The 14,531-nt window shown below is 67.5% G+C and carries 10 protein-coding genes; 1 reads left to right on the forward strand and 9 read right to left on the reverse strand.

Going from position 1 to position 14,531, the window contains the following annotated elements:
* Window positions 1-59 precede the first annotated feature (59 nt).
* The 5 genes from ABC728_RS01595 to ABC728_RS01615 form a co-directional block, all read right to left on the reverse strand.
* The gene (locus ABC728_RS01595; RefSeq protein WP_416618630.1) at window positions 60-2,891 is read right to left on the reverse strand and encodes a TonB-dependent receptor; all 2,832 of its coding nucleotides are present in this window, start codon (window positions 2,889-2,891) and stop codon (window positions 60-62) included.
* 152 nt (window positions 2,892-3,043) lie between these two features.
* A complete protein-coding gene (locus ABC728_RS01600) occupies window positions 3,044-4,186 on the reverse strand; it encodes an aromatic ring-hydroxylating oxygenase subunit alpha (protein ID WP_416618629.1) in 1,143 nt (380 codons plus the stop codon).
* Window positions 4,183-5,487: an MFS transporter gene (locus tag ABC728_RS01605; protein WP_416618628.1), complete on the reverse strand. Its 1,305-nt coding sequence runs from the start codon at window positions 5,485-5,487 to the stop codon at window positions 4,183-4,185. Before ABC728_RS01605 ends, ABC728_RS01600 begins: the two co-directional genes overlap by 4 nt.
* A 348-nt stretch (window positions 5,488-5,835) precedes the next feature.
* Window positions 5,836-7,452 (reverse strand): phytoene desaturase family protein, encoded by a 1,617-nt coding sequence (locus ABC728_RS01610; RefSeq protein WP_416618627.1) that lies wholly within the window; start codon window positions 7,450-7,452, stop codon window positions 5,836-5,838.
* Window positions 7,453-7,542: 90 nt separating this feature from the next.
* On the reverse strand, window positions 7,543-8,748 hold the full coding sequence (locus ABC728_RS01615) for an aromatic ring-hydroxylating oxygenase subunit alpha (protein ID WP_416618626.1): 1,206 nt from the start codon (window positions 8,746-8,748) through the stop codon (window positions 7,543-7,545).
* A 206-nt stretch (window positions 8,749-8,954) separates the two neighbouring features.
* Here ABC728_RS01615 and ABC728_RS01620 point away from each other — a divergent pair, with 206 nt between their 5' ends.
* A complete protein-coding gene (locus ABC728_RS01620; RefSeq protein WP_416618625.1) occupies window positions 8,955-9,587 on the forward strand; it encodes a TetR/AcrR family transcriptional regulator in 633 nt (210 codons plus the stop codon).
* A 56-nt stretch (window positions 9,588-9,643) separates the two neighbouring features.
* Here the strand turns inward: ABC728_RS01620 and ABC728_RS01625 are convergent, their stop codons facing one another.
* From ABC728_RS01625 to ABC728_RS01640, 4 genes are all read right to left on the reverse strand, one after another.
* A complete protein-coding gene (locus ABC728_RS01625) occupies window positions 9,644-11,116 on the reverse strand; it encodes an FGGY family carbohydrate kinase (protein WP_416618624.1) in 1,473 nt (490 codons plus the stop codon).
* Window positions 11,109-12,509, reverse strand: a complete 1,401-nt coding sequence (locus ABC728_RS01630) for an FAD-binding oxidoreductase (RefSeq protein ID WP_416618623.1) — start codon at window positions 12,507-12,509, stop codon at window positions 11,109-11,111. The genes ABC728_RS01625 and ABC728_RS01630 overlap by 8 nt, the downstream gene beginning before the upstream one ends.
* Window positions 12,506-14,077, reverse strand: coding sequence for a glycerol-3-phosphate dehydrogenase/oxidase (locus ABC728_RS01635; RefSeq protein WP_416618622.1), 1,572 nt, complete (start codon window positions 14,075-14,077; stop codon window positions 12,506-12,508). Before ABC728_RS01635 ends, ABC728_RS01630 begins: the two co-directional genes overlap by 4 nt.
* 65 nt (window positions 14,078-14,142) lie before the next feature.
* Window positions 14,143-14,529: a hypothetical protein gene (locus tag ABC728_RS01640; protein ID WP_416618621.1), complete on the reverse strand. Its 387-nt coding sequence runs from the start codon at window positions 14,527-14,529 to the stop codon at window positions 14,143-14,145.
* Window positions 14,530-14,531: the final 2 nt, after the last annotated feature.

Here is a 14,531-nt window from a genome sequence, read left to right on the forward strand (position 1 = left end):
CGACATCAGTCCGGCACATCACCGGTGTGACGACGGCCACCCCATCCTGTCCAGGAAGGTTAGAACGTGTAGGAGGCCTTCAGATAGAAGAAGCGTCCGATCAGGTCATAGCCGGCCGAGGTCAGTGTATTGATCTGGGCACCGCCCACGACATAGGGCGGGTCCTTGTCGAAGATGTTCTCCACCCCGGCCGACAGGTCCAGACCCTGCCAGGAATAGGTTGCCGACAGGTCATGATAGAAGACCGACGGCGCGTAATCCCCGAAATAGTCGGGCGCCACATAGCAATTGTTGGGCGCGCATTCCACGCGGCCGTAATAGCGCGTGGACCAGCCGACGCTCCAGTCCTCGCGCGTCAGGATGGCGCCCAGCTTGCCCTTCCAGCGCGGCGACGCCTCGTCCCCCAGGAAAAGACCGACATAATCCACGGTGCCGCCCGTCACGCTGGTCCGCTTATCCTCGATCGTGTACTTGGCTTCCCCCGACAGGGCGATGCGGCCCACCGCGTCCAGGTCGAACACGTAATCGAGGCCGACATCGATGCCGCTGGTCAGGCGCCGGCCGGCATTGATCAGCACGCTTTCGACATTCAGAATCTGGCCTGTGCCGGGAACGCGGTTGATCTTGGCGCAGGCGGCCGGGTCGTCCTGGCCATAGCAGGCCTCCAGGATGCTGCCCAGATCCTGTTCGGAGATCAGGCCCCGGATCTTCACGCGGTAATAATCGGCCGTGATGGCCAGACCCGGCAGGGCGGCCGGTGTCACGACCATGCCGGCCGACCATTCGCCGGACTTTTCCGGCTGCAGGTCCGGGTTGCCGCCGCGCAGCACGGCCATCGATCCGAACTGTTCGACATCGCCCGATCCACCGACCCCCAGTTCGGCCAGTTGCCGGGCACAGACGCCCTGGTCGGCATAGGTGCCGCCCTGCGCGCACGGGTCCGACTGGTACTTGGTATCCAGGAAGACGCCGCCATAGAGCTGCTTGATCTGCGGGGCGAGGAAGCCCGTGGAACGGGCGCCGCGCAGGCGGAAACTGTCATTGACCCGGTGATCCAGCCCCAGTTTCCAGGTCCAGGCATCGCCGAAGGCCGAATAATGGTCGAAGCGGCCGGACGCTGCCAGGGTCAGCGCCTCGGCCAGCGGCTGGTCCCTCAGCAGCGGCACCAGCGCCTCCACATAGGCTGACGACACGTCGTAACTGCCGGAACTGGCCGTGGTGTAGCGCTCGCCGTCGCCGGCCTGCACCACGGCATCCGGCGTCACCTTGCCCTTTTCGGTGCGGAACTCGAAGCCCGTGCCCATGCGCAGCGCGCCGGCCGGCAGCATGGCCACGGGGCCGGAGATATTGCCATGCACGTAATGATGGCTGATTTCGCTTCGATTATCCTCGGTATAGGTGAAATAATCGATCTGCTGCGCCGTCAACTGGTTGTAGCCCAGGAAATTGCCGACCGAACAGCCGGCCGCACTGTCGGCGGCGGTGCAGGCCTCCATCCCGGCCACCTGCGCTGCGCGGCGGAAATCGATCATGCGCGGCGTGGAATAGGCCGATTTCGACAGGCCGTAGCTGGCGCCCAGTTCCCAGTCGAAATCCGTCCAGGCCGTGCCCTCCAGCCCCAGGGAGGCCTGATAGGTGTCGATCTTGTCCCGGTAGCCGCGCCGGTATTCCAGCGGCAGGCGGCTGTCGAAGCTGACATCCTCGCCATAGGGATTGTAGGGATGGGGACTGCCATCCGGCAATGTCGCGGGCACATAGATGCCATAGGGGAATTTCGGCGTGGCGCTGTAATAGCCCAGGATGGCCGGGGAATAGACCTCCTCGCTGTCGCGCCGGGTGTAAAGGCCCCGGAATTTCAGCGTCACATCCTCCGTCAGCGCGTAGGAGCCGACGGCGTTCACCTGCCGCCTTTCCAGCTTGCCCGTCAGATTGGGCAATTGGGAGAAATCCTGGCAGGGATTGCACCAGGCATCGTCATTGAAGATCAGTCCGTCCGGCAGCCTGTCCCTGTTGGCCAGGAAGAAGGCCGTGTCATAGGCATCATGCGGCGGGGCCGACGCGCTGTAATAGTAGAGCGTGCCGCCGCTGGTCCGGGCGATGGTGCCGAACGGAACATAGGAGACGTTGTAGAGCCCGGTATAGGGCACGTCCTCATACTGGTTGGTGGCCCAGCCGCGATCCCTGGCCTTGATCGCGTCCCGCCGGTCTGCGGCGACGTTCAGGACCAGGGAGCCCCGGCTGCCAAGGTCGAAGCCGCTGGTCACCGACCCGCCATAGGTCATGCCGTCGCCATGCGTGGTCGTGCCGATCGACAGGTCGACCTTCGTGCCCTGGAACCGGTTCTTCAGGATGACGTTGATGACACCACCGATGGCGTCGGCGCCATAGACCGACGAGGCGCCGTCGCGCAGCACCTCCACCCGGTCGATCATCGAAACGGGAATGTTGTTGAGATCGACCGTGGTGCTGGAGGCGAACGGAAAATCCGTGCCGATGAAGCGCTGGCCGTTGACCAGCACCAGGGTGCGCTGGGCCCCCAGGTTGCGTAACCCGATGGAAGAGGCGCCGCCCCCGCCATAGACGGTGCCGGCCGACACGCCGCCCGTGAAGTCGGCCGCCGGCAGCTTGGCCAGGAACTGTTCCATCGTGGTGGCGCCGGTGCGCGCGATGGCCTCGTCCGTCACGACCGAAATGGGGTTGGGGCTTTCGGCCGGTCCCATGCGCAGGCGTGAGCCCGTGACGATGATTTCCTCGATTTCCAGATCGGCGGCCGGATCGGCGGCTTGTGCCTGCCCGGGCGTCGCGGCGGCGCCCATGAGGATTGCCAGGATACCGGCGGTACCCGTCAGGGTGCGCGCAAGCCCGCCCCGTCCACGGCGATGACATCGCATGGCCCAGACTCCCATGTGATTGGAGGGAATTTACCCGTGAAGCCGCCCGACGTAGCGATTCTTTTGTCTGCTATCGTTGAACGTCCAGAACGGTATCAGCAGTTGATCGTTCGTTCAATAGACGTTTTGGCGCTGCGGCACACTTTTGCCGCTCAGCCGATCCGGTCCAGGACATAGCGGCGGATATCCAGGTTCCAATCCTCCATGGGCGCGTAATAGCCATGGGTATGGATGCGCGAGCCCGTGCCCCGTTGCACGCTTTCGCAGATGGCCCAGTCCTGGCGGTTCACCAGGTCCCAGAAATCGACCGTGTCCTCCGGCGTGAAGTCCGGGCTGGCGATCTCCTCGGCGGCGAACAGAAAATGCACCACCACCTGCGTCCGGTCCGGCCCGCGGGGAAACAGCAGGAAGGCGGCCACATGCTCGCAGGCCAGGCTGATGAACAGGTTGGGATAGACCAGTTCGCCCTTGTGCCGGACCTGCTCGTCGGCATCCAGGCCGGGGAAGGGCGGACGGTTGGTGGTGCCGCTGGGCGTGAAGGTATAGGCCCCCTCCCGATGGGGGATACCGCGTGACCAGTCCAGTTCCGATCCGCCGCGCTCCCGGAAGGCGGGCACCACCTCGCACAGTTCCGGATGCACCCCGGCGCAGTGGTAGCATTCGTTATAATTCTCGGCCAGGATCTTCCAGTTGGCGGCCACGTCATAGGTGATGGTGCGGCCGATGCGCAGGTCCGACAAGGGATAGCGCTTCACCCTTTCCGGCATTTCCCCGAACTGTGCGGCAATGGGCATGGCCTCTGCCGGGGTCAGGTGGACGAAGACGAAGCCGCCCCAGACCGCCACGCCCACGGGATGGAGGGAGAAGTCGGCCTTGCGGAAATCCGTCCCCTCCTTCATATGCGGTGCGCCGATCAGGCGGCCATCCAGCCCATAGGCCCAGGAATGGTAGGGACAGCGGATCAGGCTGGCCGGTGCCCCGGCCGTTCCCGCCGTCCCGGCCGCCGTCTGGCATAGCTGCGCCCCGCGGTGGCGGCAGACATTGTAGAAGCCGCGGACCTGCCCGTCGGCCGCACGGGTCAGCAGGATGCTCTCTCCTGCGATATCGACCAGCAGGCGGCTGCCGGGTCCCGGCAATTGTTCCGCCCGTGCCGCACAGACCCATTCGCGCGCGAAGATGCGCTCCCGTTCCAGCGCCCAGACGGAAGGGTCATGGTAGTAGCGGGACGGCAGGCTTTTTTCCAGCGTCGCGGCGTCGGTTGCGGCCGGGGAGGGGGCGGGCGGGGGCAGGCTCATGGGGCGGGCCCTTTCGGCTGGTTGTTGGCGTCATCGGGTGTATGCCCGGCTGCTTGTTCCGGGGGGCCGGGGTCCAGCGGCCGGTGCGGCGACCATTGGAACACGGTGGGGGAGGTTTGCGGATAGATCACGGTTTCCTCGCGCAGCAGGCCGCGGCGGCGGCGGGCCAGGCGCCAGGCGACATAAAGGCCCAGCAGCAGGGAAAGCCCCAGGACATAGAGGAAGAACCCGTCGCCGCCGCCCGCATCCAGCGTTGCCGTGCCGACCAGGGGACCGGCCGTGCGCCCGCCGGCCCAGATCAGCAGCAGGTTGGACGACAGGGCCACATATTCCCCGGCCTGTGCCCGGTCATTGGTATGGGCCACGCCCACGGGATAGAAGGCATCCGACAGGCCGCCCAGGGCGGCGAACAGGATGCAGGCGATCCAGAAGGGCGTGGCCGGACCCACGCCCAGAAAGCCGATGGCGACCACCGCCATGGCCATCGCCATGCCCAGCATCAGGAAGCGCCGGTCGAACCGGTCCGACAGCGCCCCCACGGGCCATTGCAGGACCAGCCCGCCGATCTGCATCACGGCCATCAGGATAACGATATCCTGCTGCCCGAATCCCACCGTGGCGCCGTAGAGCGGGCCGATCCCGGCGAAGGTTCCGGCCACCAGGCCGGTATAGAGGCAGCACATGACGCCCACCGGCGACACGCGGAAGGCCCGCAGCCATTGCAGCCTGATGGGCGCCGGCACGGGCGGGCTTTCGACCTTCAGCGCCACGATGGGCACCAGCGACAGGGCATGGAACAGCGCGGCCAGGATCAGCAGCCGGCTGCCCGTGGGCGCCACGCCAATGGCGATCACCTGGCCCAGCCCCCAGCACAGCGACAGCAGGATGACATAGATGGTCAGCAGCCGTCCCCGCCAGGCCGGAAGCACCCGTTCGTTCAGCCAGCTTTCGGTGACGGTGGCCAGGGCCGCCGCGCTGCACCCGCCGACCACCTGCAGGGCGATGATCAGCACCAGCGGCAGGGGCCAGTCGAAGCCCAGCACGGCGGCGGCCGCCGCCGCGCAGAAGGCGGCACAGGCCCGCACATGGCCGACCAGCACGATCAGCCGTTCCGACAGCAGACAGCCCAGCAGGAACCCGCCGGAATAGCCCGTGACGGCCAACCCGACCGCCGCCGCCGAATGCCCCTCCGCCGCCAGCCGCAACGGCAGCAGCGTGTGGAACAGGCCCGAGCCCACGGCATAGAGCGCGCTGGCCAGCAAGGGCGGCGACAGATCGCGGATCGGCTGGGGGATGGCCATTGACGCTCCTTCCGGCCCTTTCATACCCGGATCGGGAAATCTTGACCCCGGTATCCGCGCCGAGTGGCGCGTATCATGCCAGCGGCCGAAAATCTTGACCGATGGTCAAGGTTTTCGGCACCTCAAGCGCCGGCGCCCACATGCCAACGGCTCGTGCGGCGTCGCCAAGCCAATGAATGTTGGCGCCGGCGATTGAGGGCAGTGCTCAGAACCAACAGGTTCTGAGCACTGCAAAATAGTATCAGATGTGCAGCACCTGCCGTCCGTCGCGGAAAATCCCGCCCCCGGGTCCTTTCGGGGCCCGGGGGCGGCAGGAAACCGCGTCCATCCTCACGCGGGAGTGGGGTCCTAGGCGGAATGGGGGATACGCCGGGCGTGCAGGTCGGCAAGGATCTCGCGCGCGGCATTGTGGCCCGGCGCCCCGGTGACGCCGCCGCCGGGATGCGTGCCGGCGCCGCAGAGGTAAAGACCCTTGATGGGGGTGCGGTAATCGGCATGGCCCAGCATGGGCCGCGCGGAGAAGATCTGGTTCAGGTCCAGCGCACCATGGAAGATGTCGCCGCCCAGCAGGCCGAAGGTGCGTTCCAGGTCCAGCGGGCTGTTGATCTGGCGGCCGATGATGGAGGCCTTGAAATTGGGGGCGTGGCGGTTGACCGTTTCGATCATCAGGTCCGCCACCTCCTCCCGGTGGTCGTCCCAGGACTTGCCGTCGGGCAGTTCCGGGCAGACATGCTGGCAGAACAGGCTGGCGACATGCTGTCCCGGCGGGGCCAGCGTGTCATCCATGGTCGACGGGATCAGCACCTCCACGATGGGGTTCCGCGACCAGCCATCGCGCTTGGCATCCATATGGGCCTTGTCCATGTAATCCAGGCTGGGGGCGATGATGATGCCGGCGGTGTGGTGTTCCGCCCGCACCTTGCCGGGCAGGGACGTGAAGCTGGGCAGTTCCGACAGGGCGACATTCATGCGGAAGGTGCCCGAGCCGCAGCGCCAGTTGGTGATCCGGTGATGGAATTCGGCCGGTTGCTCGTTGGCGGCCACCAGCCGGCCGAACAGCAGCTTGGGGTTGAGGTTGGAGACCACCAGTCGGCCGCGCACGGCCGTGCCCTTGGCGGTCACCGCCCCCACCGCACGGCCCTTCTCGATGATCACCTCCGTCACGGGGCTGTCGGTGACGATCTCCACGCCTGCCGCCATGGCCGACCGCGCCATGGCCTGCGTGATGGCGCCCATGCCGCCGATGGCATGGCCCCAGGCGCCCTTCTTGCCGTTCACCTCCCCGAACACATGGTGCAGCAGCACATAGGCGGAGCCCGGCGTATAGGGGCTGGCGAAATTGCCGACGATGCTGTCGAAGCCGAACAGGGCCTTGATAGGATCGCTTTCGAACCAGCGGTCCAGATAATGGCCGGCCGACATGGCGAACAGGTCCAGCAGCTCGCGCTGCAATTCCAGGTCAAGCTGGCGCATGCGCTGGCCCAGCTTCGCACCCTTGATCAGTTCCGGAATGGCGGCGAACAGGCCGCCGCGCACGACATTGGGCGGGGTCTGCAGAACGATGTCGCGCAGCACATCCGCGATGGCGCCGGTCTTCTCCTCGTAATCATGCAGCCGGTCGGCGTCGCGCCGGGAGAATTTCGCCACCTCGCGCCCGGTCAGGCCATTACCGCCGGCCTTGAGGTAGCGGCCATCATCCAGCGGCAGGAAATTGGCGATTTCCCGCTCCACCACCTTCAGGCCGTGGGCATGCAGGTCCAGGTCGCGGATGACCTTGGGGTTCAGCAGCGACACGGTATAGGCGGCCACGGAATTGCGGAAGCCGGGAACGAATTCCTCCGTCACGGCGGCCCCGCCGACGACAGAACGCTGTTCCAGCACGGTGACCTTCAGGCCGGCCTTGGCCAGATATGTTGCGCAGACCAGGCCGTTATGGCCACCCCCGATGATCACGACATCGCGCATGAACCCTGCTCCTGTTCGCCGGCTGCGCCGGGCTTCTGATTGTCTGGTAATGAGGTGCTTCGGTCCGGTACAGGATATGCCTGTACATCCTCACTTCATCGGGACGGCCCGCCGGCCCTTCCAGCCGGGGGCCGGCGCCTGCATCAGCCGGCTTTCCGGGATCAGCGAGCGGATGCGGCGGGCGAAGGATCGCAGGGAAACCTCGTTCCGGCCCAGCGGCCCCGTGGCATAGGCGCGGCCCCCCATGCCCTGCTGCACCCGCTCGATCAGGGCCTTGTCCTCGATGTTGACCTGTCGGTTGATGCGCCAGTTGGCATAGCGCACGGCCTTCATCTCCCGCCGTTCGTCCGGATGGACATAGGCGATTTCCCGGATCACCGATTCCGTGGGGGAGGTGGGGATCCACTGCATGAAATCGATCTGGTCGGGATAGATGTCGAATGCCTGGTTCGGCCAGAGCTTGAAATAGGTCCAGAGTCGCTGGCGTTCCGCCGGCAGGTGCAGGACCTGCGGCAGGTATTTCTGGTAGAAGCGTTCCGACAGGTTGCGGGACGGCGGATCGATCAGATGGCCCCACATCTTGTCCACCCATTCCTGCGATTCCAGGCCATAGCCGAAGCCGAACAGGCGGGTCAGGCCCGGATGGGCGACCGTGATATGCAGGCTGTCGGAATAATTGTCGCCGACATTCTTCCAGTTCACCGCCCGCGGCCGCATCGTGACGCGGCCCAGCGGCACCAGTTCCTCCAGCCGGTAGGGTGCGATCTCATGCTCATACGGGGCCATCATCTCGGCCACGCCGGGGCCGCCATCATCCTCCAGCCGGATGAAGATGAAGCCGTGGTAGATTTCGAACGCCACCGGCATCATCGGATAATCCGCCAGTTGGAAATCGGGGAATTCCGACCGGTGGGGCACGCCGATCAGGCGGCCTTCGGTATTGTAGCTCCAGGCATGGTAGGGGCAGGTGATGCGGCGGCCGCAATTGCCGCTGTCGCCATCCAGCAGGCGCGCCGCGCGATGGCGGCAGACATTGTGGAAGGCGCGCACGGTCCCGTCGCCCCCCCGCAGCACCACCACGCTTTCACCCAGGAAGTTGAAGGTGTGGTAGTCGCCCACGGCGGGAATGTCGTTCAGGTGGCAGACCACCTGCCAGGCCCGGCGGAAGATCACCTCCCGCTCCACCTCCAGGAAATCGGCGTCGCGATAAATCCAGCCGGGCAGGCTGAACGCATCATCGGCATCGGCGCCCTGGGTCGTCTGGTTGTCGCTGCGGGTCCGGATCGCGTCAGCCATGGGGCCGCCTCCAGGCTATGAGGGGGAAGGGGAGCGATCGTTCATCGCTCTTGTTGAACATTCGTACAAGAATGGTTGCGGCCTGTCAATGGCCAAGCGTGGCGATGGCCGGGCCAGGTGTGGATGTCGGCCCGCGGCGTCTTTGCGCGCGACAAGCCGGGCGGGCGCGCTATAAATGGGTCGGTCGTTCAACAAGGAGTTCAGGGATGCCGCCGCCGACCCGCAAATTCTCCCGCATCCAGCCGGAACTGCGCCGGGAGCATCTGGTGGAGGCCACGCTGCGCTGTCTGGCCGAACATGGCCATGCCGGTGTGTCGGTGCGCAAGATCGCGGCGGCGGCCGATGTCTCCATTGGCCTGATCAACCATTATTATCCCAGCGTGGACCAGTTGATCAGCCATGCCTATGAGAAACTGTCCGGCGGGATCGCGGCCAGCCTGCTGGAGGCGTCGGAAAGCGGGGCCGGTCCGCGGGAAAGCCTGAGCCGCTTCATCCAGGAAAGCTTCGGGCCGGGTGTGATGGACCCGGACATGCTGGGCGTGTGGATCGTGTTCTGGAGCCTGGTCCGCCATTCCGACGACATGCGCGCCGTGCAGCAGCGCACCTACAGCCAGTATCGCCATGTGCTGGAGCGCCATCTGGGCGCGCTGGCCCGTGAACGCGGCCTGCCGCCCATGAATGTGCAGGCGGCGGCCACGGCGTTGAACGCCATGCTGGACGGGCTGTGGCTGACCTGGTGCCTCAACCCCGCCAATTTCAGTGTGGAGGAGGGGGTGGCCATGTGCGAGGGCTGGGTGGATGCCTTCGCCGCGGGCGCCTTCGCGCGGCTGGCGCAATAGCGCCTTGATCAATGATATCGCAATAGCGCCTTGAACAGGATGTCTGGGTCGCGTCTTCACACGGGGGGCGCGGTAACGCCATCGCCACCCAGGGCCACCCGCGCCCAGGCACGATAGGCGGCGTCGGCCTGATCCCGGCCCATGGCAGGGGTGAATTCCGCCTCGTACCGGGCGAAGCGGGGCAGGTCGGTGGGGGTCAGCACGCCCGCACCCAGCCCGGCGGCGATGGCGGCACCATAGGCCGTCGCCTCCCGCACCTTGTGCCGGCGCACGGGGCGGCCCAGCGCGTCGGCCTGCATCCGCATCAGCGCGTCGCTGGCGGCCACCCCGCCATCGACGGGGAAATGGTCGGGCACCGTCAGGCCCGGCGTGGCGGCGATGGTGTCCGCCACCTCCTTGAACCGGAAGGCGATGCCCTGCAGCGCGGCGCGCGCCACATGCGCCCGTCCGCCCCCGGCATCCAGGCCCGCGATCAGGGCGCGTTCATGGAAGCGTCCGTGCGGGGCCCCCAGCCCCTGCAGCGACGGGCGGACCACGATGCCGCGCGTGTCGGGAACAGATGCCGCGGCATCCGACAGGGCGGCGGCATCGGCGAACATCCCCATTTCCCCGCACAGCCAGGTGATGAAGGCGCCACAGGTGATGACCATGCCTTCCACGCACCAGGACACCTCGCCCCCCACGCGGGCCAGGGCCTGGATGGGCACGGTGCGATGCGGGCTGACGGCCCGCGCGCCCGCGGAGGCCATGACGACGCCCGAGGTGCCGTAGGTCGCCTTCCAGGTTCCCGCCGCCAGCCCGCCATGGGCCAGCATGCCGGCCTGCTGGTCGGCAAGGACGGCGGTGATGGGCACCGGCGCGCCCAGGACCCCGGCATCGCCCGTGCCCAGCGGCCCCCAACTGTCGGCGATGGCGGGGAACATCCCGCCATCGAGCCCCTGATGGGCGATGAGCGCGCGGTTCCAGGCGGCGCGGTCGGGATAGTCGATATAGCCCGACAGCCAGGCCGACCCGACATCGGTGACATGGGCCCCCCCGCCCGACAGGCGGTGGATCAGGTAGCTGTCCAGCGTGCCCCAGCACAGGTCCCCGCGCGCCATGCGGGCCTGCGCTTCGGGCACCATCTCCAACGCCGCCTCCAGCTTGGCCGCCGGCACCTGCGGCCAGAGCGTAAAGCCGGCCGCGCGCAGCTGCTTGTAGCGCGCCATGCCGCGCAGGTCGCTCCAGACCAGCACCGGGGCCAGCGGCCGGCCGCTGGCCCGGTCCCACACCAGGGTGCTGGAACGCTGTGTCGTCACGCCGATGGCGGCCACGTCGCGCATGGAACGCCCCGCCTGCTCCAGGGCCCGGCCGATGACGGACAGGCAGATGGACCAGACCTGTTCCCCATCCTGTTCGACCCGCCCCGGTGCCGGGAAGTGCGATGCGATGGGCTGCTTGACGGTGGCCAGCACCGCTCCTGCCGGGTCGACCAGCAGGGCGCGGGCACCGGTCGTGCCGCAATCAAGGGCCAGCAGCAGTTCAGGCATCGGGGATGAGGTTCCCCTGGTTCATGATGCCGTTGGGATCGATGGCCACCTTGACGCGGCGCAGCAGGTCGATGCCGGCCGTGCCCAGGTCATGGGCCAGATAGGGCTTGCGCAGCCGGCCGGCGCCATGGTGATGGGCCACGCCGCCGCCATGGCGGGCCGTCGCCTCCATGATGCGCCGCCAGCATTCGAAATAGGCCGGTTCCATGCGCGCTGTATCCTCGAACGTGGCGGCAAAGGAGAAATAGAGATTAATCCCGGACCGGTAGACATGGGAACTGTGGGCAGAGGCGTTGATGACCCCGTCGACCTTGTTCAGGTCGGCGATCACGTCGCGGTAGATGGCGCCGATCTGCGTCCAGGTGCCGGAGATTTCGGCCGTATCGGCTACATAGCCGCGTTCGAACATGTCGCGCCAGGTGGGGACATGGTTGCGGCGCTGCAGCCATTGCTCGGCCGCGGCGGGATCGCCGGCCTCCAGCCCCGCATCACGGGCGATGGCGGCGACGGCCGGCACTTCCGCGGCCACCCGCTCCGCCGGGCCTTCATGCACCAGCAGCAGCATGGCCTTGCCGTCCCGCTGGAAATCCTTGAACAGGCGGCGCACCTCCCGCCCGTCATACTGGCGCATCACGGGGGGCTTCCAGTCGGCCTGGATGATGCGGCGCTGCGCCTCGAAGCCGGCGTCCATGTCCGCAGCATAGAATATGGCGCATTGCCGGGCCGGTGCCGCGCGGCGAAGCGACAGGGTGACGCCCGTGATCACGCCCAGGGTGCCTTCCGCCCCCATCAGCAGATGGCGCAGGTCCGGTCCGGCCGCGGCGCGCGGCGCCTTGCCCAGCGTGACGATGTCGCCATTGGGCAGCACGGCCTCGATGGAATGGATCATGTCCTCGATATTGCCATAGGCGGTGGAGAACTGGCCCGATGCGCGGGTGGACACCCAGCCACCGACGCTGCTGATGGCGATGGATTGCGGCCAATGGCCGATGGTCAGCCCCCGGGCGGCCACCGCCTCTTCCGCCGCCATGCCGTTCATGCCGGCATCGAAGCCGGCCAGCAGGTTCGTCTCGTCGATGAAGCGGACGCCGGCCATGGCACCCATATCCAGCAGGATGCTGTCGCCCGCCGGTTCGATCCCGCCGCAGACGCCGGACCCCAGGCCGAAGGGGATGAGGGGGAGGCGGTGTTCATTGGCGAACAGCACCACCTGGCGCACGTCCGATACGTCGGCCGGGCGGACCACGATGCCGGGGGCCGGTATCGCCTGCCCGCGCCAGTCGCGCAGATGCTTCACACACCATTGATCGTAGCGGCGGGCGCGCACGCTGTCGGCGTCGCCCAGAACCTTTTCGCGGCCGATCCGTTCGGCCAGGGCCGTCATGATGTTCATCCTTCAGATCCCCCCTGCGCCGGGTCCAGTGCCCGGCGGCTGTTCCTGTCCAATTGCAGGCAATGGTCAATTTCGGCCCGGCGGCGGTCCGCGTTCCAGCCCAGCAGGGCACCCATGGTATCGGCCGCCGGGGCCAGCGCCTCGCGCCCGGCCCCCCGGTCGAACCAGGCACGCGCGCTGCGCCGGACCCAGTAATCCTCCAGCGTCGCCGCCCCTTCATGGCGCACGGCGTGGGCCGCCTCCGACGCCACGCCACCGCCGCCGGCGCGGATGGCGGCGGCTTCGGTGCCATAAAGCCGGTCCAGCCGGTCATCGCCGCCGATGGCGCGGTCCCCGCCGGGCAGGGGCTGGTCGGCCGTGGCGCAGGCGGGCACGCGCCGGTCCAGTCGCCCGGCCACGGCATCGACGATGCGGGCCGCCATGGCGCGGTAGGCTGACAGCTTGCCGCCGGCGATGGCGATGACACCGCTGGGGCCCGTCCACATCTCGTCCTTGCGCGACACCTCGGTCGCCTTCTTGCCAGCCTCCCCGATCAGGGGGCGGATGCCGGCCCACAGCGATACGATGTCGGCATCGCGCAGCCGCGGCACGTCCAGCGCCGTTTCCGTCGCGCGCAGCAGATAGTCGATATCGCTGCGCCCGATCTCCGGCCAGTAATCCACGCCGGGATGGAACTGGTCCGTGGTGCCCAGATAGGTGAAGTCCCCGCGCGGCACGGCGAAGATGTTGCGCTTGTCCGGCGCCCGCAGGATCAGTGTGGACTCCACGGGCAGGCGCGCGCGGGGCAGAACCAGATGGATGCCTTTGGAGATGGCGAGCCGGGGGCTGCCATCTCCCGCCGCCAGCGCCCGGATCCCATCCACCCAGGGACCGGCGGCGTTCACGATGGTGCGCGCCCGCAGATGCGCGCCCCTGTTGTCCTCGCCCGCCAGGGTGGAGCGCACCAGCAGGCCTGTGGCCCGGCCGCCTTCCTCCACCAGCCGTTCGACGCGGGCATGGTTCAGCACCACGGCCCCGGCCGCCGCGGCGGAACGGACATTGGCCAGCGTCAGGCGGGCGTCGTCGGTCAGAAATTCCGGATAGGCCACGGCCCCGTTCAGCCGGTCACGGCGCAGCAGCGGCTCCCGCCGGGCCAGTTCGGTCAGGTTCCAGACCTCATGCCCCTCCGCGGCGGGCACGGCGCCCAGCTTCTCGAAACTCCACAGCGCCGCCCGCAGCTTGGCCTGCATGGCCAGCGAGGTGGTGGGGATGACGAAGGGCGTCAGCCGGGCCAGATGCGGCGCGATACGGCGCAGCACCTGGCGTTCCGACGCGCTTTCGCGTACCAGCGCCACATCGCCCTGGGCCAGATAGCGCAGGCCGCCATGGATCATCTTGGACGACCGGCTGCTGGTGCCGGCGGCGTAATCCTGTGCCTCGACCAGGGCGACCGACAGGCCGCGCAGGGCCGCGTCGCGGGCGATGCCGGCCCCCGTGATGCCCGCCCCGATGATGGCAAGATCGAAAACCTCGCCTTCCAGCCGGGCGAAGCAGGCGGCGCGGTCACCGGCGTTCAGGCTCGCCCCCATCTTCCCGTTCCCTTCCCTGACATACGAAATCTTGGCGTCGTCAGACCGTATGGGAATTGCCGCTTCTATGGTGATGCGTTCTGGGAAAGAACTGGTGCAGCCTGTTCGTCCCGGCGGATCGCAAGGGCCGTCCAGAGGGCGCCGGCGGCATCCACCAGACCGAACAGGATCAGCAGAGCCGGGGCCAGCCCGGCCAGCACCAGGCCCGCGAAACCGGCCAGGACGATCAGGCGGGTGACGATGCTGATCCGCTGGAAGGCGGCACCATCGGCCCCGGCATGATAGTAGAGCCCCAGATTGAAGACGATGATCCCCAGCACGCGGATCCAGGGTTCCTGCGTCGGTGCCAGTCCCAGCGTGGTGAGCAGCAGGTTGGGCAGCAGCAGCAGCACCAGACCGCTGACGCCCAGATAGAGCGCGAACAGGCGCAGCGAGCGGGCGGCACGGGTCATGG

This window comes from Niveispirillum fermenti (genome assembly GCF_052474395.1).

Coding starts and splice junctions, on each gene's coding strand:
- ABC728_RS01595 (WP_416618630.1), bottom strand. CDS start 2,891: ATGCGATGTCATCGCCGTGGACGGGGCGGGCTTGCGCGCACCCTGACG.
- ABC728_RS01600 (WP_416618629.1), bottom strand. CDS start 4,186: ATGAGCCTGCCCCCGCCCGCCCCCTCCCCGGCCGCAACCGACGCCGCG.
- ABC728_RS01605 (WP_416618628.1), bottom strand. CDS start 5,487: ATGGCCATCCCCCAGCCGATCCGCGATCTGTCGCCGCCCTTGCTGGCC.
- ABC728_RS01610 (WP_416618627.1), bottom strand. CDS start 7,452: ATGCGCGATGTCGTGATCATCGGGGGTGGCCATAACGGCCTGGTCTGC.
- ABC728_RS01615 (WP_416618626.1), bottom strand. CDS start 8,748: ATGGCTGACGCGATCCGGACCCGCAGCGACAACCAGACGACCCAGGGC.
- ABC728_RS01620 (WP_416618625.1), top strand. CDS start 8,955: ATGCCGCCGCCGACCCGCAAATTCTCCCGCATCCAGCCGGAACTGCGC.
- ABC728_RS01625 (WP_416618624.1), bottom strand. CDS start 11,116: ATGCCTGAACTGCTGCTGGCCCTTGATTGCGGCACGACCGGTGCCCGC.
- ABC728_RS01630 (WP_416618623.1), bottom strand. CDS start 12,509: ATGAACATCATGACGGCCCTGGCCGAACGGATCGGCCGCGAAAAGGTT.
- ABC728_RS01635 (WP_416618622.1), bottom strand. CDS start 14,077: ATGGGGGCGAGCCTGAACGCCGGTGACCGCGCCGCCTGCTTCGCCCGG.
- ABC728_RS01640 (WP_416618621.1), bottom strand. CDS start 14,529: ATGACCCGTGCCGCCCGCTCGCTGCGCCTGTTCGCGCTCTATCTGGGC.